Origin of the sequence: Flavobacterium plantiphilum (assembly GCF_046000495.1) — a bacterium.
Classification (GTDB): Bacteria; Bacteroidota; Bacteroidia; order Flavobacteriales; family Flavobacteriaceae; genus Flavobacterium; species Flavobacterium plantiphilum.
Genome location: NZ_JBELQA010000003.1, coordinates 31,665 through 52,738, shown reverse-complemented (window position 1 = coordinate 52,738; position 21,074 = coordinate 31,665). Strand labels below are relative to the sequence as shown.

Annotated in this window: 20 protein-coding genes; 12 read left to right on the top strand and 8 right to left on the bottom strand. The window is 33.6% G+C overall.

The features are described 5' to 3' along the window. Window positions 1-3: 3 nt before the first annotated feature. Window positions 4-1,419, top strand: coding sequence for a M16 family metallopeptidase (locus ABS764_RS05615; RefSeq protein ID WP_408080824.1), 1,416 nt, complete (start codon window positions 4-6; stop codon window positions 1,417-1,419). A 64-nt stretch (window positions 1,420-1,483) separates the two neighbouring features. Here ABS764_RS05615 and ABS764_RS05610 read toward each other — a convergent pair whose 3' ends face one another. The 5 genes from ABS764_RS05610 to mutY are packed head-to-tail and all read right to left on the bottom strand — an operon-like array spanning window position 1,484 to window position 5,848. After that, a complete protein-coding gene (locus ABS764_RS05610) occupies window positions 1,484-2,350 on the bottom strand; it encodes a DMT family transporter (protein ID WP_408080823.1) in 867 nt (288 codons plus the stop codon). 59 nt (window positions 2,351-2,409) lie between these two features. Further along, complete coding sequence (gene gldD, locus ABS764_RS05605; RefSeq protein ID WP_408080822.1) at window positions 2,410-3,003, bottom strand: gliding motility lipoprotein GldD; 594 nt, start codon at window positions 3,001-3,003, stop codon at window positions 2,410-2,412. After that, complete coding sequence (locus tag ABS764_RS05600) at window positions 2,996-4,294, bottom strand: gliding motility-associated protein GldE (protein ID WP_408080821.1); 1,299 nt, start codon at window positions 4,292-4,294, stop codon at window positions 2,996-2,998. The genes gldD and ABS764_RS05600 overlap by 8 nt, the downstream gene beginning before the upstream one ends. A gap of 23 nt (window positions 4,295-4,317) precedes the next feature. Beyond that, entirely contained in the window at window positions 4,318-4,758 is a 441-nt protein-coding gene (locus tag ABS764_RS05595; protein ID WP_408080820.1) for a single-stranded DNA-binding protein, read from the bottom strand. A 55-nt stretch (window positions 4,759-4,813) separates the two neighbouring features. Further along, a complete protein-coding gene (mutY, locus tag ABS764_RS05590; protein ID WP_408080819.1) occupies window positions 4,814-5,848 on the bottom strand; it encodes an A/G-specific adenine glycosylase in 1,035 nt (344 codons plus the stop codon). A 134-nt stretch (window positions 5,849-5,982) separates the two neighbouring features. Between mutY and ABS764_RS05585 the strand changes: the two genes are divergently transcribed. The 3 genes from ABS764_RS05585 (at window position 5,983) to ABS764_RS05575 (ending at window position 9,141) form a co-directional block, all read left to right on the top strand. After that, entirely contained in the window at window positions 5,983-6,273 is a 291-nt protein-coding gene (locus ABS764_RS05585) for an HU family DNA-binding protein (protein ID WP_007805026.1), read from the top strand. A gap of 385 nt (window positions 6,274-6,658) precedes the next feature. Further along, window positions 6,659-8,203, top strand: a complete 1,545-nt coding sequence (locus tag ABS764_RS05580) for an Rne/Rng family ribonuclease (RefSeq protein ID WP_408080818.1) — start codon at window positions 6,659-6,661, stop codon at window positions 8,201-8,203. A 257-nt stretch (window positions 8,204-8,460) separates the two neighbouring features. Continuing rightward, window positions 8,461-9,141, top strand: coding sequence for a hypothetical protein (locus tag ABS764_RS05575; protein ID WP_408080817.1), 681 nt, complete (start codon window positions 8,461-8,463; stop codon window positions 9,139-9,141). Window positions 9,142-9,274: 133 nt separating this feature from the next. Here the strand turns inward: ABS764_RS05575 and ABS764_RS05570 are convergent, their stop codons facing one another. Further along, on the bottom strand, window positions 9,275-10,441 hold the full coding sequence (locus tag ABS764_RS05570) for an MFS transporter (protein ID WP_408080816.1): 1,167 nt from the start codon (window positions 10,439-10,441) through the stop codon (window positions 9,275-9,277). 242 nt (window positions 10,442-10,683) lie between these two features. On the opposite strand from ABS764_RS05570, the gene ABS764_RS05565 reads away from it, so the two are divergent. Continuing rightward, complete coding sequence (locus ABS764_RS05565; RefSeq protein ID WP_408080815.1) at window positions 10,684-11,517, top strand: AraC family transcriptional regulator; 834 nt, start codon at window positions 10,684-10,686, stop codon at window positions 11,515-11,517. Window positions 11,518-11,545: 28 nt separating this feature from the next. Here ABS764_RS05565 and ABS764_RS05560 read toward each other — a convergent pair whose 3' ends face one another. Further along, window positions 11,546-12,292, bottom strand: coding sequence for an RDD family protein (locus ABS764_RS05560; RefSeq protein ID WP_408080814.1), 747 nt, complete (start codon window positions 12,290-12,292; stop codon window positions 11,546-11,548). 20 nt (window positions 12,293-12,312) lie between these two features. Here ABS764_RS05560 and ABS764_RS05555 point away from each other — a divergent pair, with 20 nt between their 5' ends. The 6 genes from ABS764_RS05555 to ABS764_RS05530 are packed head-to-tail and all read left to right on the top strand — an operon-like array spanning window position 12,313 to window position 18,562. Then, on the top strand, window positions 12,313-13,308 hold the full coding sequence (locus tag ABS764_RS05555; RefSeq protein WP_408080813.1) for a stage II sporulation protein M: 996 nt from the start codon (window positions 12,313-12,315) through the stop codon (window positions 13,306-13,308). Continuing rightward, window positions 13,274-14,230: a hypothetical protein gene (locus tag ABS764_RS05550; protein ID WP_408080812.1), complete on the top strand. Its 957-nt coding sequence runs from the start codon at window positions 13,274-13,276 to the stop codon at window positions 14,228-14,230. Before ABS764_RS05555 ends, ABS764_RS05550 begins: the two co-directional genes overlap by 35 nt. Then, the gene (locus tag ABS764_RS05545) at window positions 14,223-14,978 is read left to right on the top strand and encodes a DUF4129 domain-containing protein (RefSeq protein WP_408080811.1); all 756 of its coding nucleotides are present in this window, start codon (window positions 14,223-14,225) and stop codon (window positions 14,976-14,978) included. The genes ABS764_RS05550 and ABS764_RS05545 overlap by 8 nt, the downstream gene beginning before the upstream one ends. Next, on the top strand, window positions 14,979-16,175 hold the full coding sequence (locus ABS764_RS05540; RefSeq protein WP_408080810.1) for a DUF4350 domain-containing protein: 1,197 nt from the start codon (window positions 14,979-14,981) through the stop codon (window positions 16,173-16,175). After that, a complete protein-coding gene (locus ABS764_RS05535) occupies window positions 16,175-17,182 on the top strand; it encodes an AAA family ATPase (RefSeq protein ID WP_408080809.1) in 1,008 nt (335 codons plus the stop codon). Before ABS764_RS05540 ends, ABS764_RS05535 begins: the two co-directional genes overlap by 1 nt. Before the next feature lie 48 nt (window positions 17,183-17,230). Continuing rightward, window positions 17,231-18,562: a DUF58 domain-containing protein gene (locus ABS764_RS05530; RefSeq protein ID WP_408080808.1), complete on the top strand. Its 1,332-nt coding sequence runs from the start codon at window positions 17,231-17,233 to the stop codon at window positions 18,560-18,562. Window positions 18,563-18,575: 13 nt separating this feature from the next. Here the strand turns inward: ABS764_RS05530 and ABS764_RS05525 are convergent, their stop codons facing one another. Then, window positions 18,576-19,019 carry a nucleoside deaminase gene (locus tag ABS764_RS05525; protein ID WP_408080807.1) on the bottom strand — a complete coding sequence of 148 codons (444 nt, stop codon included), beginning with the start codon at window positions 19,017-19,019 and terminating at the stop codon, window positions 18,576-18,578. A gap of 242 nt (window positions 19,020-19,261) precedes the next feature. Between ABS764_RS05525 and ABS764_RS05520 the strand changes: the two genes are divergently transcribed. Further along, on the top strand, window positions 19,262-21,043 hold the full coding sequence (locus tag ABS764_RS05520) for a 1-deoxy-D-xylulose-5-phosphate synthase (RefSeq protein WP_408080806.1): 1,782 nt from the start codon (window positions 19,262-19,264) through the stop codon (window positions 21,041-21,043). The last annotated feature ends 31 nt before the right edge of the window (window positions 21,044-21,074 follow it).

Genomic DNA, 21,074 nt, shown 5'->3' with positions numbered 1-21,074 from the left:
ACCATGAAAAAATCAAGTATTTTAATCATTCTAATTTTAGTCACCGCAATGATGCAAGCACAAGAACGAAAACAACCTGTAGCCGGAAAACCTCCTGTTGTCAATATAAAAAAACCAAAAACTTTTATTTTAGCAAACGGACTAAAGGTAATGGTTGTTGAAAATCATAAATTACCCAAAGTAACTTATAACCTAACCATAGACAATCCCCCATTTGCAGAAGGAGAGAAAAAAGGAATGGACGAATTATGCAGCAATCTGATAGGTAACGGCAGCAGCAGGATTTCAAAGGAAGACTTCAATGAAGAAATTGATTTTATGGGAGCCAGTGTTTCATTTAGTTCTAATAGCGCTTACGGAAGTTCACTTTCTAAATTTTCAAAACGCACACTGGAACTTCTGGCTTACGGAGCTCTGGATCCAAATTTCACTCAGGAAGAATTAGACAAAGAAAAAGCAAAAGCAATCGAAGGGTTACGCTCTCAGGAAAAGAGCGTTTCCACCGTAGCCAACAGATTAGTTAATGCACTGGCATATGGAAAAAACCATCCGTCAGGTGAATTCATGACTGAAGAAAGCATTTCTAAAATCACACTAGAAGATATCATAAAAATTTACAATACTAATTTTGCGCCTCAGAATGCTTATTTAGCCATAGTAGGCGATGTTAAATATGAAGAAATAAAACCACTTGTCGAACAACTGTTTGGTTCCTGGAAAAGAACAAACACTAACAAAATCATCTATCCTGATCCCGACAATGTAGCATCAACCCAAATCAATTTTATTGACGTTCCTAATGCGGTGCAATCTGAAATCTCATTAGTAAACACTTATAAATTAAGAATGAATGAAAAGGATTTTTTTCCGGCGGTAATTGCAAGCTACATTTTAGGCGGAGGTTTTAACAGCTACCTGAACATGAATTTAAGAGAAGCTCACGGCTGGACTTACGGAGCAAGTACTAGTATTGGCGCAGGAAAATATGTAACCAGTATTCGCTCGTCGTCTGCTGTAAAAAACAATGTAACCGACAGCGCTGTAGTTGAGTTCATCAAAGAAATCAAAAAAATAAGGACTGAAAAAGTAACCATAGAACAACTTGATAACGCCAAAGCCAGCTATATAGGCCGATTTGTAATGAAAGCCGAAAAACCGGAATCAGTTGCACGATATGCTTTAAACACTGAGACTGAGGATTTACCAGCTGATTTCTACGAAAACTACATTAAAACCATCAATGCAGTTACCAAAGAAGACGTTATAAACGCTGCCAATAAATATTTCTTAATCGACAACAGCCGAATAATCATTGTAGGAAAAGGCAAAGAAGTCATTCCGGAATTAGAAAAACTCAACATCCCTATTTTCTATTTCGACAAATACGGAAATCCGCTAGAAAAACCTCTTTTTGAATAAGAAATCATTTTTAAAACATAAAGGCTGTCTTTCGGGCAGCCTTTCTTATTTTTATTTAACTCCACTATTTTTTAGCTGACAAATAAACTCCTATCAGAATAATGAATGCGCCAAAAAACTGAACTGCTGTCAACGTTTCATGATCCAGCAATCCCCAAAAGAAAGCCACAACAGGAATTAAATACGTTACAGAAGTTGCAAAAACCGGTGATGAAATTTGAATTAATTTAAAAAACAAAATATTAGCAATTCCGGTTCCTACTATACCTAAAATCATAATAAACAATACAGAATGCTGTACTTTTTCAACTGCAAGCACATCATAAAATCCAGTGAAATAAAGGATAATTAATGCCGGAAAAATCAGAAACAAAAAATTTCCTGTGGTAATACTTATTGGACTTAAATCAGACAAAAAACGCTTAAGCAAATTGACATTTACCGCATAACAAAGTGAAGCGATAATAACCAAAACAGCATAATAATAATTTTGACCCGGATGATTAAGTGCTCCGTTAAAAACAAGAAGCAAACTCCCAATTAATCCTATAAAAACACCCCAAACTTGTCTTTTCTGAAAACCAACACCAAAAAATAAAACACCTAAAACCAAGGTGTTCAAAGGAGTCAACGAGTTCAAAATAGAGCTTACTGAACTATCAATTTCTGTCTGAGCCAGCGCAAAAAGAAATGCAGGAACAAAGGTTCCAAATACAGAAGTTAAGGCTATAAATTTCCATTTATCTTTTGGGATTTTCGATAAACTTTTAAATCCTATTAACAACAAAAACAAAGCCGCAAATATAATTCGCAAAGAACCCACCTGAATAGCTGATAATCCTATTAACCCTTTTTTAATTAGAATAAAAGAACTTCCCCAAACCAAGGAAAGCAAACCTAAATAACCCCATTTTACTTGTTTTGATTCCAAAGCTTTTATTTTAGTCTGAATTGTACAATTTTAACGAGACAGAATTATTAAAAGAAAAATTATTTCCAAGATAAAGTCTCCATCAAATGCTGCATATCGTTTTTAATATAACTCGCTGCCGGCATAATAGAATCAAAATTAGGTTTAGCGTAAAAATAAACAGAACCTGTTAAAAAATGCCTGGTACTGTCAGTTACATAAAATTGGGAATTAGTCGCTGCATTCCCATCTACCTGATAAAACATTCCGTATACCTTCCTTTCCGGATTTAAATAGGGTTGTTCCAGAATATCATCAGCTTTAATAACATGCTCAAAAGTAAGTTTCTGAGCATCGCGAAGTAATATATTCAGATTATTTTTCACAGGCTTATAAGTCAGATAGATTGTGGCTTTCATCTTGGGATACGAAATGGTAAAACCACAGTCTTTTTCGCCCTTTATAATTGCCTTAGCATTCATATCAAATGCAAAAGGACATTGATTTTCAAAATGTTCATATTCAGCCACAGGATAATCCAGTCGCAAATAACCTGCGGGTTTAGGCAACACATTATCTTTACAACTGGAAAAAAGTATTAATCCAAAAAAGACGGGTATCACCGCAATTTTTGTTCTGTTAAACTTTGTATGAACACTTTTTAAATTAAACATCAATAGTCACTTTTATCTGTTTGATACGTTTTTTATCTACAACCTCAATAGTAAAAAGGCAGTTTTCAAAAGCAATTTTTTGCCCTTTGGCGGGGAAATTTCCAGAAATTTCCAGAATAAATCCTGCTAAAGTTTCAGCTTCTCCTTTTTGCTCTTCAAATAATTCCTCGTCAACATCTACAATTCTGTAGAAATCTTTCAGGTTTATTTTTCCTTCAAAAAGGTAATTTCTATCGTCAATTTGAGAAAAATTAATATCCTCATCATCAAACTCATCGCTAATATCCCCTACAATTTCCTCAATAACATCTTCTAACGAAACCAAACCGGAAGTACCGCCATATTCATCCACAACAATAGCAAGATGACTTTTCATAGACTGAAAATCTTTGAGCAGATTATCCAGTTTTTTATTTTCAGGCACAAAAAATGCTTCTCTGATTAAAGTCGTCCAGTCAAATTCTTTTTTATCAATATAAGGTAATAAATCTTTGATAAACAGCACACCTTCAATCTGATCAATATTATCGCGATAAACCGGAATTCTGGAATAGCCTTTTTCAAGAATCTTGACGTATATTTCACTAAAAGATTCTGAAATTTCTAATGCAAAAATATCAATACGCGGACTCATAACCTGCTTGGTATCAGTATTTCCAAAAGAAACAATTCCTTCCAATATTTTTTGTTCATCGGTCGAAGTTTCATCCGTTGCAGTCAATTCTAAAGCCTGAGACAATTGGTCAACCGAAAAACTTGTTCTTTGTTTTCCCAGTTTATTGTGCAAATAAACAGTTGTAGAACGCATCGGAATACTAATGGGCGACAGAATATTATCTAAAAAAGATATAGGATAAGCGATTCTTTTAGCAAACTTAACATTGTTTCTGCTAGCATAAACTTTTGGTAAAACTTCACCAAAAAGTAATAATAACGAAGTAACAACGATAACTTCTAAGATAAATTTTAAAACCGGCGAAGTAACAGCCGCAAACAAATCAGAACCTATAAAAGAGAAAAGAATAACTACTCCAATATTTATAAAATTATTAGCCACAAGCAGTGTCGCCAATAGTTTTTTAGGTCTTTGTAATAATTCTGAGAGTATTTTTCCTGTAGAAAGGTTTTCCTGAAGCGTATCGTCAATATCCTTTTGCGACAGCGAAAACAAGGCAACTTCAGCTCCCGAAACTACTGCAGAACAAAACAGCAATACAAATATTCCGGCGAAACCAAACAATAGATTAATATCTAAAGTATAAACGAAATTTAAACTGGGCTCTGGGTCCAAATTAAAAAAGATTAGTTAAACAATCAAAAAGGCAAATCATTGATAGGCAAGCCTTTATTTGGTGTGTCAAAGTTAGTGTTTTTTGCGGATTCCGGACTCTGATTTTGCTTGTTGTTTTCAGTATCTTTTTTAGTTGATAAAAAAGTAAATTCCGTCACCTGAATCTCAGTAGTATGCTTCATTGAACCATCTTCTGCCTGCCATTGACGGGATTTAATCCTTCCTTCCACGTAAATTTTATCTCCTTTTGACAAATATTTTTCACATATTTCTGCCGCTTTATTACGCACTACCAGATTATGCCATTCGGTAGAAACGATTTTCTCATTGGTCGTCTTATTAATATACACCTCATTAGTAGCCAGTTGAAATCTCCCAATACAATTGCCTGCCTCAAAATAGTGCATCTTAACATCGTCCCCCAGATGACCAATCAGCATTACCTTATTTAATGTTCCGTTCATAGTTGTATTAATGCGTCGTACTTATACCAAAGGTACATTTTTTTGTGCTGTAATTCTATTCTGATTCAATAAAATTATGAATTACAATGGGAAAAGGATACCGCTTTAACTCTTCTTTAGAGATTCCATTCTCCACTTTACCTTTTACATTCAGCTTCCAGAACTTAATATGCAAATGCTGATGCGACAATTTATGCACAATGCTTTTTTCATTGCAGGCTTGCATACTTATAATAGGATTAGTAAAAAATAATTCCTGCTGAACAGCATTAGACACAAACTCAAAATCTTCTTCCTGTAACGTTTCTATTAAAGGGAACTCATATAAGTTATGCCAGATTCCTTTTGTGGTTCGTTTCTGAATCAAAGTATTCTCTTCAGCATCAGAAAGCATAACATAATTAAAGTATCGATTTCTTACTTTTAACTTCTTTGATTTCACAGGTAACTGATTCACTTTCTTTTTTTGGAGAGCGGCACAACTATCGTTAAAAATACAAATTGTACAATCAGGATTTTTAGGCACACATTGCAAAGCACCAAACTCCATAATAGCCTGGTTAAAAATAGCCGGGTTGTCTTTTGGCATTAATTCGAAAGCCAAGGCTGCGAATTCTTTTTTGGCGGAAGCCTGGGCAATATCAGTTTCAATATCAAAATAACGAGAAAGCACCCGAAACACATTTCCATCTACCACCGGCACCACTTCATTATAAGAAAAAGAAGCAATTGCCGCTGCGGTATATTCGCCTACTCCTTTTAATTGCAATAAATCCTTATAGTTATCGGGAAAAATTCCGTTGCGTTCAGTCGCTATATATTGAGCGGTTTTATGCAGGTTACGGGCACGTGAATAATATCCTAAACCCTGCCATAATTTTAAGACTTGTTCTTCTTGAGCTTTAGCCAAATCAAAAACGGTTGGAAAAGCAGTTGTAAAAGACAAAAAATAGGGCATTCCCTGCGCTACCCGTGTCTGTTGCAGCATGATTTCGGAGAGCCAAATATGGTACGGATTAGCGGTATTTCGCCACGGCAAATTGCGCTTATTTTGTAAATACCAGTTTATTAGCAAGTTATGAAAATTCATTATTAAATATTTGTTCACAAAAGTAAAAGTTTATGTAATTAAAATTTAATGAATTAGCTTGAATAATTGTTTTTTTAATTCATATATTTGCACACTCAAAAAAATTATTACAGAATAATAAATAAGGAAAGAAAATGACGAAAGCAGATATCGTAGCGAAAATTTCAGAAAAGTTAGGTCTTGAAAAAGGTGATGTGCAAGCAACAGTAGAGACCTTTATGGAGGAAGTAAAAACTTCATTAGAAACTGGAGACAATGTTTATTTAAGAGGTTTTGGTAGCTTTATCGTAAAGACAAGAGCTGAGAAAACAGGTAGAAATATCTCAAAAAACACTACAATTAAAATACCTGCACACAACATTCCTGCTTTCAAACCTGCAAAAGTTTTTGTAGAAGGAGTAAAAACAAATAACGAAGCAAAATAATATTATTAATCATAAAATCTAAAAGATTATGCCAAGTGGTAAAAAAAGAAAAAGACATAAGGTAGCTACTCACAAACGTAAGAAAAGAGCGAGAGCTAACCGTCACAAAAAGAAAAAGTAGTTTTTAACTACTTTTTTCTTTTTAAACGTTCATTGAAATTGAAAAAAGATGAAAGAAAAAAGAAAATAGAAAATAGGCGCAAAAAAGTCTATTCTCTTTATTCTATTTTCTACTAATCTTCTTTTCTCCGGGTTCAATACCTGTTCAAAATATTGTTTAATCCATCCTTGTAGAAGTTGATGGTTAATAGTTAATGGTTGATGGTTTTTACCAACAACCGACAACTAACAACTAACAACCAATTCTTGGATAAAAATTTACAACGTGAATAAAGAATTAATCATTCGATCTAGTTCTGATTCCGTAGATTTTGCCTTATTAAAAGATGGAAAACTAATTGAATTACACAAAGAAGAAGAGACAAGCAACTTTCAGGTAGGTGATATTTTTATTGCCAAAATCAGAAAACCGGTTGCCGGACTTAACGCTGCTTTTGTAAATGTAGGCTTTGAAAAAGATGCCTTTTTACACTATCATGATTTAGGACCTAATCTCACTTCCCAGCTGAAATTCATAAAACTTGTAAGCGCAGGTAAAATAAAAGATTTCTCCCTAAAAAACTTTCAGTTTGAAAAAGAGATAGACAAAGACGGGACCATTACAGACGTAATAAATGCCAATCAATCTATCTTAGTGCAAGTTGTAAAAGAACCAATATCTACCAAAGGACCAAGAATTAGCGCTGAGCTTTCTCTTGCCGGACGTTTTATTGTTTTAGTTCCTTTCTCTGATCGCGTGTCTATTTCTCAAAAAATAGAAGACAAAAAAGAAAAAGACCGTCTAAAAAAACTTGTACAATCCATCAAACCTAAAGGATTTGGTGTTATTGTTCGCACAGTAGCCGAAGGCAAAAACACAGCCGAATTAGAAAAAGATTTGCAGAATCTGCTCAACAGATGGACTGCAATGTGTAAGAAATTACCAACTGCTCATCATCCCTCAAAAGTATTAGGCGAACTCAACCGAGCTTCCTCTATTCTTAGAGATGTTTTTAACGATACTTTTACCAGTATCCAGATAGATGATGAAGAGTTGTACCAACAAACAAAGGATTATCTGCAAGAAATTGCACCATCCAAACAATCTATTGTGAAGTTTTATCAGTCAAACGACACACCTATCTTCGAGAAATACAATATAGAGAGACAAATCAAAACTTCTTTTGGAAAAACAGTTTCCATGAGTAAAGGAGCTTACCTTATCATTGAACATACTGAAGCATTACACGTTATAGACGTGAATAGCGGAAACCGTTCTAATAAAGCGACTAATCAGGAAGACACAGCCATGGAAGTAAATATGATTGCCGCTGCCGAAATAGCCAGACAATTGCGTTTGCGTGATATGGGCGGTATCATAGTCGTGGATTTTATCGACATGTCTAATCCCGAAAATCGCAAAGTCCTGTTCGACTTCCTTCGAGAAGAAATGAGCGACGATAAAGCGAAACATAAAATCTTACCTCCTAGTAAATTTGGATTAGTCCAGATTACCAGACAAAGAGTAAGACCAGAAAGAAATATTAAAACCAGAGAAGAAGATCCAAACAATGAAAATGGTGAAATTGAAGCGCCAATATTAATCATTGACAAAATCCAATCTGACCTGGAAAGAGTTTTAAAAAACCACAAAAAAGTAGTACTTAATGCACATCCTTTTGTGGCTGCTTACCTCAGCAAAGGTTTTCCATCATTACGTTCAAAATGGTTTTTTGAACATAAAAAATGGGTGAAAATTATACCACGTGACGCTTACACGTATTTAGAATATCATTTCTTTGACAAAAAAGGAAATGCTATAAAAGACTAAACAAAAAACCGCTTTTCGAAAGATTAGCGGTTTTTTTGTGGCTTTTTTTGAAGCTTTTTCAAGCTATCCGTTACAATCTTTATTGTTTTAAAGAAAAACAATAAAGGATTTCTCCCGAAACCTCAGGACTATCTGGACTAGGGATTTTGATTTCAAACTAACTATTTTTATAAAAATCTAATTCTTATTTTTGTACGAATAAATTTCAATATTTAATTTATTCATATTAAAAATTTGCATTAAGAACCATAAAAAAGATGAAATCAAAAAACTTATTGAAAATAGTTTGGTTATCAACCTCTATTATAATTTTTACAACAATTGGCCTATATTTATTTAAATTCGGGAGCTTAAAATTATCAGACAACAGCGAAGACTGGGTTAATTTTGCTAATTACTTTAGCGGGATAATCAATACTTTATTTACATTAATAAATCTCATAATATTAACTTATATAAGTATTAATTTAGTAAAAATTGAAGATGACAGAAACAAATGGACTATACAAGAACTAGCAAGACCATTTGGAAGCATACATCTACAAAATTCTGAAGAAACCATAGAAATCTCAATTCATAATATTGGATTAGGACCAATGATTATTACTAAATTTAGAATACTAGATAATACAGGAAAAATTTATCCGAATTTTTATGATTTAATATGTGAAATCGATGAAAATGAAAATTTTCCATTCCAAGCAACAGAACCTAAATATGATTATTTTGAAATCAACTCTAAAAATGGCGCTATTGGCAAAGATCAATCCCATTTTTTATTTAAATTATATTTTAAAAATGATAATATTCAGAACAAAGAATATACAGAATTAATAAAAGCAAAACTTAACAATTATACCGTAGAAATAACTTATAAAGATATTTACAGAAGACCAATTGAATGTATCAAAGAAAGACTCCTTTTTAAACCAAGCTAAATATAATATAAAAATATTGAGCACATTTAAAAGAATGCCATACTTAAATTTGATTTTAATCAAACAAAAAACCGCCAATCTCCCGATAGTTATCGGGACAAAAGCGGTTCTTAAAAAATATAAATTATTAAATTTAAACAGTTTCAAATTTTAAAATTCTTCGGCGTCTTTGTATCAAAATTACAATCACTAAAACCCCTATTAGAGACATTCCAACTCCAACTAAATTAGGCGAAGCATAACTAAATCCGGCAATCAAAGGCAAACCACCTAAAAAAGCACCCAGAGCATTCCCGATATTAAAAGAGGCCTGTATGGCTGCCGAAGCAATCATTTCGGCTCCTACTGCAATTTGAATCATCAACATCTGAATAGGAGCAATCAATGCAAAAGCAATGCAACCCGTACAAAAAACTAAAATCAAACTAATATATGGGTTTGATGATAAAAAAAATACCATTGCTAAATCGAAAGCCATCAGCAAAAGCAAAACAATTAAGGTTTTCTCCGGTGAAAATTGATCAGCTAATTTACCCCCTATAACATTCCCTACAACCATTCCTGCACCAGCAAGTATCATAATATAAGGCACATCGGTAGCTTCAAAACCTGAAATATCAGTCAATAAAGGAGCAATGTAACTAATCCAGCAAAACAAACCTCCTACCCCAATTGCCGTAATTAAAATAACCAACCAGGCTTCGACCTTCTTAAAAAACTGCATTTGGTCTTTTATCGAAACTTTCTCATTCGATTCTACATCTGGCATCCAAAAGTAAAGCGAAATAAAGGTTACAACACCTAAAAAAGCTATCAGAATAAAAGTGTAGCGCCAGGAAAAATGATGCCCAATATAAGTTCCGATAGGCACTCCAATCAGATTAGCAATTGTTAAACCAGCAAACATAATGGATATTGCCTGAGCTTCTTTTCCTTTCTCCGCAAGTCTGCTGGCTACTACCGCTCCAACACCAAAAAACGCACCGTGCGGTAAACCGGAAAGCAATCGCGTTAAAAAGAAAAAACCATAACCCGGCACCACAATTGATAATGCATTAAAAAAAGCAAGCATTGCCGCGAGGATTAAAAGTGTTTTTTTAGGCGGCTCATTTCTAGCTATAATCACTAATAAAGGTGCGCCAATAACCACTCCAAGTGCATAAGCCGAAATTAAATAACCCGCAATGGGAATACTTACTTTTAAATCGGATGCAATATCTGGTAGTATTCCCATCATCACAAATTCCGTAATCCCTATAGTCAAACCACCCAAAGAGAGTGAAAGCAAACTTTTTTTCATTTTTATTCTAAAAAATTAATACTAGCGAAGATTGATTTTACCTCAACGTCTATTTACACTGCAAATTTACAGACCGGCAATTCAATAAAATTGTAATTTTACCTCATAAACTTGCAACTATAGACTATGGAATTAGCATACCCTAAATCCCCCGTAAACATCAATAGTGATATGCGACTCGAGCGATAGCGAACAGGCGAAGCAATTATATATAACCTATAAAAAACAATAAATAGCTACATATGAAAAAATTAAATCAATTTGACACCTTAGTCATTGACGAATTTGAAGAAGACCAATACCATCTTCCCAGACATAGTCACACCTATTATGAGATTATTTATATTATAAAAGGAAGCGGAATCCATCAGTTAAACAAAAATCTGATTCCGTATCAGGCAGGAGATTTATTTGTTCTTTCAACTGATGATGAGCATTATTTTGATATTCAGGAACGAACACGCTTTTTCTTTATAAAATTCACCGATACTTATTTTAATTCGAATAAAAAACTTTCCTGTGATGAGTTTTTACTCAATACACCCGAGAATTTCATGAGGGATAAATCTCTGAAGGAAAATGTTTTAAAACTGGACGAAACATATGCTGTGATATTAAAAAATACCATCGACAACATCCGAACTTATAACAGTAATTCAAACATTTCGACTTCGCCAATTGCTTTTTACCAAATCCTGTCTATTTTTGGGTTAATTAAAGAAAGTTTACAACAGCAAAATATAAAAATTGCTCATTCAGGAGTAGATAACGACCAGATTATCTCTTATATTCATCAGAATATTTACAAACCAAAACTAGTTCAGATAAAAACCATTGCAGCACATTTTAATATCTCTCATAGTTATTTTGGTACTTATTTCAAACGAAATTTTTTGTTGAGTTATAGAGATTACTGCAATAAACTGCGAACACAATTAATAGAAAAAAGAATTTTAAACAAGCAGTTATCTATGAAACAAATTGCTTATGAATTTGGCTTTACCGATGAAAGCCACCTTTCTAATTATTTTAAAAAACAAAGAAATTTGAAACCTAGTGAGCTTAAAAAGCTATAGTTAATGTGTTTATTTTTTATCTGCCACATTACATATGCTGAGTATAAAAGTTATAATCTTTTAAGATAGTTTTGATAAATTCTTCGTTTGTTGTACCGGATTGTTTTGTTATTCCGGTTACACTTTCGATTTTATCTTTTAATTTTCCCAGAATTTCAAAATCAATCTTTTTTTGCACTAATGTGGTCTGATAGGTTTCTTTTACTATACGGATATCATTATCTGAAAGCCTGATAACCAAAGGATAAACCGGCACATAAGCATCACCTATTTCTTCGAGAATAGTACTGTTTATTGTAATTTTATTTTTCAAAGTAATGACAGCTGTTCCGGATGCCATATCTCCCAGTCGCTGCGTTTTTTCACTAATAATCATGGCTGTCAACCCCACCAGACCACTACTGGAAATAAAATCAATAAGACGAAAAAGCCAACGTATAATATAATCCCCGAAAGAGGCCTGATAACCATCTATTTTCACCACTTTAATTTTACAAATCTTCTTCCCTAAAGTTTGTCCTTCAAAAAGAGTTTCCAGAACTAAAGAATAAAAAACATAGGGCAGCGCCAAAATCATCATAACAGACATTATCGTCCATCGGTCTCCGCCAAAAATCCGGTCTAATTTCAGCCAGTAAAAAATATAGAATACCGTAAATAAATAGGCGATTTTTATAACCAAATCTAAGGCGTAAGCACCCATTCTTTCTCCTACAGAAGCAGCAGAAAATTTAATAACAACATTTTGTGTAGTATTTATCGATAATTCTGACATATTTTATTATTTTAGCCTCAATGAGAGAAGTTGCATTCATAAAACAAAACAAAGAAAAATGGCTTGAATTTGAACAGGCAATTTTTGGTAAATCTAAGAAAAATCCTGATGAAATGGCAAACTTGTACATTCATTTGGTAAATGATTTATCTTATGCACAAACTTATTACCCCAAAAGTAAAACGGTAATCTATCTGAATTATTTGGCTTCTCAGATATATCAAAAGATTTACAAAACCAAAAGAGAAGATAAAAATCGCTTTATACATTTCTTTTCAGCCGAAGTACCTCTTTTAGTCTATCAATACAAACGCTATCTGTTGTATGCCTTTATTCTGTTTTTTTGTTGCGTCAGTATCGGAGTTGTTTCTGCTAAATATGATCAGGATTTTGTACGCCTTATTCTGGGTGACGATTACGTAAATATGACTTTGGAAAACATAAAAAAAGGCAATCCGATGGCAGTTTATAAATCCGGCGGGAATGTGGGGAGTTTCATTGGGATAACACTCAATAATTTATATGTAGGAACCCGTTGTTTTATTTATGGGGTTTTTCTAGGAATTGGAACCTTTACTGTTTTATTGCAAAACTCTATCATGCTCGGTGCTTTTCAGTATTTTTTCCACCAGCAGGGTGTTTTTTGGGAAAGCGTTCGCGGTATCTGGATTCATGGCACAATGGAAATTTTTGGGATGGTGGTAGAAGCTGCATGCGGTTTCATATTAGGCGCATCTATTTTATTTCCTAGAACTTTTTCCAGAATGAATTCCTTTAAAATTGGTTTTAAAAACAGCTTAAAAATTTTCCTGAGTACTATTCCTTTCACCATTGCAGCTGGATTTCTGGAAGGTTTTATCACCCGGTATTCCATTGAAATGCCAGTCTGGTTAAGTGTCTTTATTATCATTTCAACACTTTCCTTTATTGCTTTTTATTATTTAATATACCCGTTTATTATTAACAAAAAAATAAATCTAAATGATGTTTCAGCTTCACAAAAACCGTTCGTTTAGCACTTATATTAATGATACTTTTCTGTTTTTTAAAATGCACGGAAAAAGCTATTTTAAAAACTATTTCATTATAAACGGTGCCTTGCTGTTGCTATTAATTGCAATTGTATTTTTTGGTTTTCAGTTTTACTTTCAGACGCTGTTTTCTAATTTAGGCAACCCCGGATTAGATTCGAACCCAATGGTAAATATGCTTACTGACAATGTCGGTTTTATTGCTTTTTTTGCCATACTTATAATGGTTTTATTTTTCTTTATTTCTGTTTTACAATATGCATTTCCGGTAATTTATTTTGATTTATTTGACAAAAAAAACACTGATGATATCGAACCTTCGGAAATACTCCAGAGTCTGAAACAGAAATCTTTTAAAATTTTTAAATTCTTTATCGCATTAATATTTATAATAACTCCCATAATAGTTCTCATTTTTGGACTCAACATCCTTTTATTTTTCATAATCATAGGAATCCCATTGTTTTTTATCACAGCTCCGGCTGCCCTTAGCTGGGTAAACATTAGTTTTTATCATTATCTGAATTCAACTGACAGATTGTTTCCTTCTCTAGCTTTAGGTTTTAAATATTTAAAACAACAGTTCTGGACCAATGTAGGATCAACAATGATTATGATAATTATTATTCAGATTGTAATGACCATTTTTACCACAATACCGTATCTGTTAGGCATGGTAAATATGTTTACCGATTTTTCACCTCAGTCCGGACCAATTAATCCCGAACAATTTTCGGCACTGCCTATGTTAATGACAGTTGTAATGGTTATTTCTCTTGTTGCCAATTATATTCTCAGCAATTTAATTATTGTCAATCAGGGGCTAATTTATTACAGCCAGAAAGAAACGGAAGAGAATACTTCGGCTAACCATTCTATAGACTTGATAGGTAGTGACAGTGAATAAATTAATCTTATTTTTTCTGCTTTTAACAGGCGTTTCTTCCCGATCGCAGGATTCTTTGGCTGTAGCCAAAAGCAGCACTATGCCTATCAATGAAAAAGAAATCCTAGTTGACAACAGTATCATTAAACCGCTGAAATTTGATCCAAATTATAAAAAAAGTTATCAGTCGTCTGATTTTATCTATGATGTAAAAATTGCCGAAAAAGGAATTTGGGATCGCTTTTTAAATTGGTTATCATTTTGGTTTAAAAAGATTTTTGGGCTCCCTAACATGGATGTTTCAGGAAAATATGTTAATCTGACTTTAAAAACTATTGCAATACTTCTCATAGTGTATGTTATTTATAGTATTGTGAAGCTCATCCTCAATAAAGAAGAACAATGGATTTTTGGGAAATCAACTGCTCAAAAAATCCTGAAATATGATGATATAGAGCTAAATCTGAAACATATAGATTTTGAAAAATTAATAAAGGACACCTTAAAATCCGGGGAGCAACGATTAGCTATCCGATACTATTATTTATGGTTACTGAAGAAAATGTCGGAGAAAAATGTAATCGACTGGAATCCTGAAAAAACAAATTCAGATTATCTGTATGAGATAAAAAATGAAAGCATTAGGAATGACTTTGGTTATGTGTCTTATTTGTACAATTACATTTGGTACGGCGAATTTGATCTGGACGAAATCACTTTTGAAAAAGCAAAAAAAACATTTGAAAAAACGTTACAATCCATCTCATAAATGAACAATACCATTAAAATATATATTGTTTTTTTCATCTTGTTTTTAGCAGGCATTGTTTATATTGACGCTGTTAAGCCCAAACCTGTAAATTGGTTTCCCTCTTATGATTTAACCGAAAAAATTCCTTTTGGACTCTATGTTTTTGACAAAGAAGCCAGCGGTTTATTTAAACAAAACAAAATCCAAAAAGTAATAAAAACACTCTATGAATTTTTTAACAGCAAAAATGCTTTAGTCGATGTAGCGTACGACTACCGCGGAACTATTTTTTCTGTCTCTGAAAATTACAACTTAGACAGCAAATCAGACAAAGAACTTTTTTATTTTGTCGGTGATGGCAATACCGCTTTTATAAGCTGCAAAGATTTTCCTGAAACGCTAATGGACAGTTTAAATTTCAGCATTAACTCCAGTTTAAAATTATCTGACACGGTAAATGTGTGGATGGCTAATAAAAATTTAGGTTCTGAAAAATACAATTTAAATATTGGAGCCGGGAATATTTACTTTTCAGAAATAGACACCCTGACAACAACCGTTTTGGGGTATCAGGGAAAAGACAATAAAAAAGAAATTAATTTTATAAAAGTACCTTACAAAGAAGGTTATTTTTACCTGCACACACAACCGGCCTGTTTTACAAATTATCATTTATTAAAAAGCAATCATTTTGAATATACCGAAAAAATTCTTTCTTATATCCCTGAAGGTAATCTTTTCTGGTTAGTAAAAGGCCAAAATGGAGAAGTTATTTCTAATTCTCCTTTGCGCTATATTTTGAGTCAGCCTGCTTTAAAATGGGCCTGGTTACTGTTCCTTTCCGGCATGCTGCTGTTTATGATTTTTAATGCTAAGAGGAAACAGCGTATCGTTCCTATCGTGAAACCATTAGCCAATACAACAGTCGATTTTACAAAGACTATTGGTAATTTATATTATCAGGAAGGCGATCATCAAAATATTATCAATAAAAAAATAATTTATTTTTTTGAAAAAATAAGGAATGAATATTTAATTGACACTACTGTTTTAGACGAGAATTTTGAAAAAAAATTACAACTGAAAACAGGTAAAAGCATGCAGGACATTAAAGAGCTGGTATGGCTAATTAAACGTCTGAATGATCCTTATTACTTATGTGTTGAAGAAGATTTAATTGAAATTAATAATGCAATAGAAAAAATTATCAGCTAATGGAAAATACAGAAAACAGCCATCCGGATTCAGAAAATGTAACCTTTGAATCCCGATTAGATTTAGGAGCATTAAGCGAAAGCATTCAAAAAATAAAAAAAGAATTAGAAACCGTAATTGTGGGTCAGCATAAAATGATTGATCAGTTGCTGGTTGCTATTTTATCCAATGGTCATGTTTTAATCGAAGGCGTTCCCGGAGTTGCTAAGACCATAACTGCTAAAATTCTGTCAAAAACACTCTCAATAGGATTCAGCCGCATCCAGTTTACACCGGATTTAATGCCATCGGACATCTTGGGAACATCGGTATATGATTTAAAAAAATCCGAATTCGAATTTAAAAAAGGACCTGTTTTTTCTAACCTGATTTTAATTGACGAAATCAATCGTGCTCCGGCCAAAACGCAGGCTGCTCTTTTTGAAGTTATGGAAGAACGCCAGATCACTATGGACGGAACAACATATACATTAGAAACACCATTTATTGTTTTAGCGACACAAAACCCCATAGAACAGGAAGGAACCTATCGTTTACCCGAAGCACAATTAGACCGTTTTCTGTTTAAAATCAACATTGATTATCCGGTTCTGGATGAGGAAATTATAATTTTACAAAGAGAGCATTCTCTTCAGAATCACGGAAAATTAGATACCATTGCCAGCATTATTTCGGCGAGTGAAATCAACAGCTATCAGGCTTTAGTAAAACAAGTACTGCTAGATGCAAACCTGATTGAATACATTGCTAAAATTGTGGTGAATACCCGCGAAAATGCATTTTTATATTTAGGTGCTTCTCCACGCGCTTCTATTGCAATCCTGAATGCAGCCAAAGGTTTTGCTGCTATCAGAGGCAGGGATTTTGTTACTCCAGAGGATATTAAAGAGGCCGCAATTCCCGTATTGCAGCACCGGGTAATTGTTACTCCTGAACGTGAAATGGAAGGATTAACAAGTGTCGAAATCATTAAACAAATATTAGAAAACATTGAAATTCCCAGATAAATAAATTTCAAAAAAAAATCCTTTTACAAATCATAAGCGCTATAAATATTGAACTATTTTAAACAATTTTATATCAATCTGCTGTTCTTCTATTTGCTGGCAGGCATAATAGGGATATTTTGTCTGTCGTTTATATTTCCAGCTTTGTATCAGGCTGCGGAATATATTCTGCTTGCTTTAATGTGCTTTTTCGTTTTGGATTTTATCATTTTGTTTCTGACAAAAAACGGAATAGAAGCACAAAGAATAACGCCCGAAAAATTATCTAACGGTGATGAAAATCCAATAATCATTAGCATTAAAAATTTCTATGCTTTTAGTGTTTATGCTAAAGTAATTGACGAAATTCCCTTTCAGTTCCAAATCAGAGACTTTGAAATTAAACGAAAAATAAAAAATGCTTCAGTTGATGATTTTCAATATTATCTCAGACCCACAGAACGCGGTGAATATCATTTTGGAAATTTAAATATTTATATTTCTTCTCCATTAAAGTTGCTTTCTAAGCGCTATATTTTCAATAAAGATGTAATGGTTCCGGTCTACCCTTCTTACATTCAGTTAAGAAAATACGATCTGATTGCTTTTTCTAATAATTTGTTTCAGTACGGGGTTAAAAAAATAAGACGACTGGGACATACAATGGAATTCGAACAAATTAAAGAATATGTTCCCGGTGATGATATCAGAACCCTGAACTGGAAAGCTACTGCCAAGAAAAACAGTTTAATGGTGAATCAGTTTCAGGACGAAAAATCCCAAAATATTTATATGGCAATTGATAAAGGGCGTACGATGAAAATGCCTTTTAACGGAATGAGTCTGCTTGATTATGCTATAAATGCCACTTTAGTGATGTCTAATGTGATTCTGAAAAAACAAGATAAAGCCGGTATGTTTTCTTTTTCTAAAAAAGTAGAAAACCGTGTCGTTTCAGAAAAAAGAACGTTGCAAATGCAAAAAATTCTGGAAAATCTCTATAAAATTAAAACGGATTATTTTGAAAGTGATTATTCCAGACTCTATGCGGACATCAAGAAAAACATCAGCCAGCGAAGTCTGATTATTTTGTATACCAACTTTGAAACATTAGATAGCCTCCACCGTCAGTTACCTTATTTAAAAGGAATTGCAAAAAGCCATTTACTGGTAGTCGTTTTTTTTCAAAATACCGAATTGAATCAGATAACCACTAAAAAAGCAGAAACAATCCAGCAAGTCTACGACAAAGTCATTGCTGAAAAGTTTATTTTTGAAAAAAAGCTTATTGTAAACGAACTTAAAAAATACGGAATTCATTCGGTTTTGACACAACCCGAAAATCTGACCTTAGACACCATTAACAAATATCTTGAAATTAAGGCCAGAGGAATATTATAATCGTTTACAAAAATTATTTTCTCCTCGAAACAAAAAAATGTTTCATCAAATCAGCAGCTTCATTTGCCATGATTCCTGAAACCACAGTAGTTTTAGGATGTAGTTTTGTTCCCAGAGTCATAAAACCACGTTGTTCATCACGGGCACCAAAAACAATTTTAGAAATCTGACTCCAGTATAAAGCTCCGGCACACATCTGGCAAGGTTCCAGAGTTACATACAGCGTACAATCTTTTAAATATTTCCCGCCTAAATAATTTGCAGCAGCAGTTATCGACTGCATTTCGGCATGAGCAGTAACATCATGAAGCATTTCAGTCAGATTATGACTGCGGGCAATGATGGTATTATTGACTACAATAATTGCTCCTACAGGAATTTCGCCTTTCTCAAAAGCCTTTTCGGCTTCCTGCAAAGCCTTTTTCATAAAATATTCGTCGGTGAAAATATTTTCCATACAGCAAAAGTACGATTTTGAAATAATTTTCGGGAGCTTAAAATTAAGATCTAAATCTCTTGCAGCAATTGTTATGGCGTTTTTTCAATTTGAATCTTGAAATTTTAGCAAGACGAATAAACAATAACAGTATAATTTAAAATCGTTTTATAATGCCTTCCTGCTTTAAAATTCAATTCAATCTGCAGATACAAAAACAGATTTAAATTTAAAACCGTAAATTTGCTTTTTTAGAATTCCTAATGAAAAGCAGTCTACTCCAAAATATCAATTCTCCTTCTGATTTACGTGTCCTTGACGAAGCCCAACTTCCTCAGTTGGCTCAGGAATTACGCAATTTTATTATCGATATCGTTTCAGTAAAAGAAGGACATCTGGGTGCGAGTTTAGGAGTGATTGAATTAACCATTGCTTTGCATTATGTATTTAACACACCCGCTGATGCTTTAATATGGGATGTGGGTCACCAGGCTTACGGACATAAAATCCTAACGGAAAGAAGAGATGTTTTCCACACTAACAGACAATTAGGCGGGATTTCAGGTTTTCCCAAAAGGAGCGAAAGTATTTATGATGCCTTTGGCGTAGGTCATTCCTCGACTTCCATTTCAGCCGCACTGGGAATGGCAATTGCATCAAATCTGAAAGGAGATTTCGAAAAACAACATATTGCCGTAATTGGTGATGCTTCGATAGCTTCAGGAATGGCTTTTGAAGGACTGAATCATGCCGGAGTGACTAATGCCAATTTATTAGTCATTCTCAATGATAACGCCATCGGAATTGACCCAAGCGTCGGTGCTTTGAAAAACTATCTTACGGCGGTAAAAGAAGGCAAAAATCCCAGACAAAATAATATGATTAAATCCCTGAATTTTAATTATTCAGGACCAATTGACGGCAACGATATTTTTGCAGTAACCAAAGAATTAAAGCGTTTACAAAAAATAAAAGGACCTAAATTTTTGCATGTAATTACTAAAAAAGGGAAAGGATTACAACAGGCAGAAGAAAATCAGGTCGTCTATCATTCTCCCGGAAAATTTAATCGCTTAACCGGTGAAATTATACCAAAATCAGAAGCGGATCTACCTCCAAAATATCAGGATGTTTTTGGTCTGACTATTTTAGATCTGGCAAAAGCCAATGAAAAAATTATAGGTATCACACCTGCAATGCCTTCAGGAAGTTCATTAAAATTTATGATGGATGCCTTACCGGAACGCGCTTTTGATGTAGGAATTGCCGAGCAACACGCAGTAACTTTAGCCGCCGGAATGGCAACACAGGGGATGACTGTTTTTTGCAATATTTATTCTACTTTTTTACAAAGAGCTTATGATCAGGTCATTCATGATGTGGCTTTGCAAAATTTAGCTGTAATATTTTGCCTGGACAGAGCAGGATTAGTAGGTGAAGACGGAGCAACACACCATGGCGTATTTGACATTGCTTACTTACGCTGCATTCCTAATCTGATTATTTATGCTCCTATGAATGAAATAGCATTACAAAACATTATGTATACCGCTCAGTCAGGACTGGAACATCCTATAGCTATCCGTTATCCCCGAGGTCGCGGTGTAATTCCTGATTGGAAAAAAGAATATTTTGGTCACTATCAAAAAATTGATATTGGGAAAGCTTTTTGTATCAAAAATGGAAGTAAAGTAGCCGTTTTATCGAGCGGAACCATAGGAAACAATGTAAAAATGGCGCTGAACGAAATAGAAAATCCTGAAAAAATTGCCCATTTTGATTTTGCATTTGTAAAACCTTTAGACGAGAAATTATTACACGAAATATTTCAAAAATTCAAATTCATCATTACAATTGAAGATGGCACAGTTATTGGTGGTTTCGGAAGCGGAATTCTGGAATTTGCAGCTCAGAATAACTACCGGTCCAATATTAAAACATTAGGAATTCCGGATGAGTTTATTGGACAAGGAACTGTAAACCAATTACAACAATATTGCACAATTAGCGTTGAAACACTAAAATCACTCTTTTTGAGTTATTAAAACAAGAAATTTGCTGACATTAAATACCGAT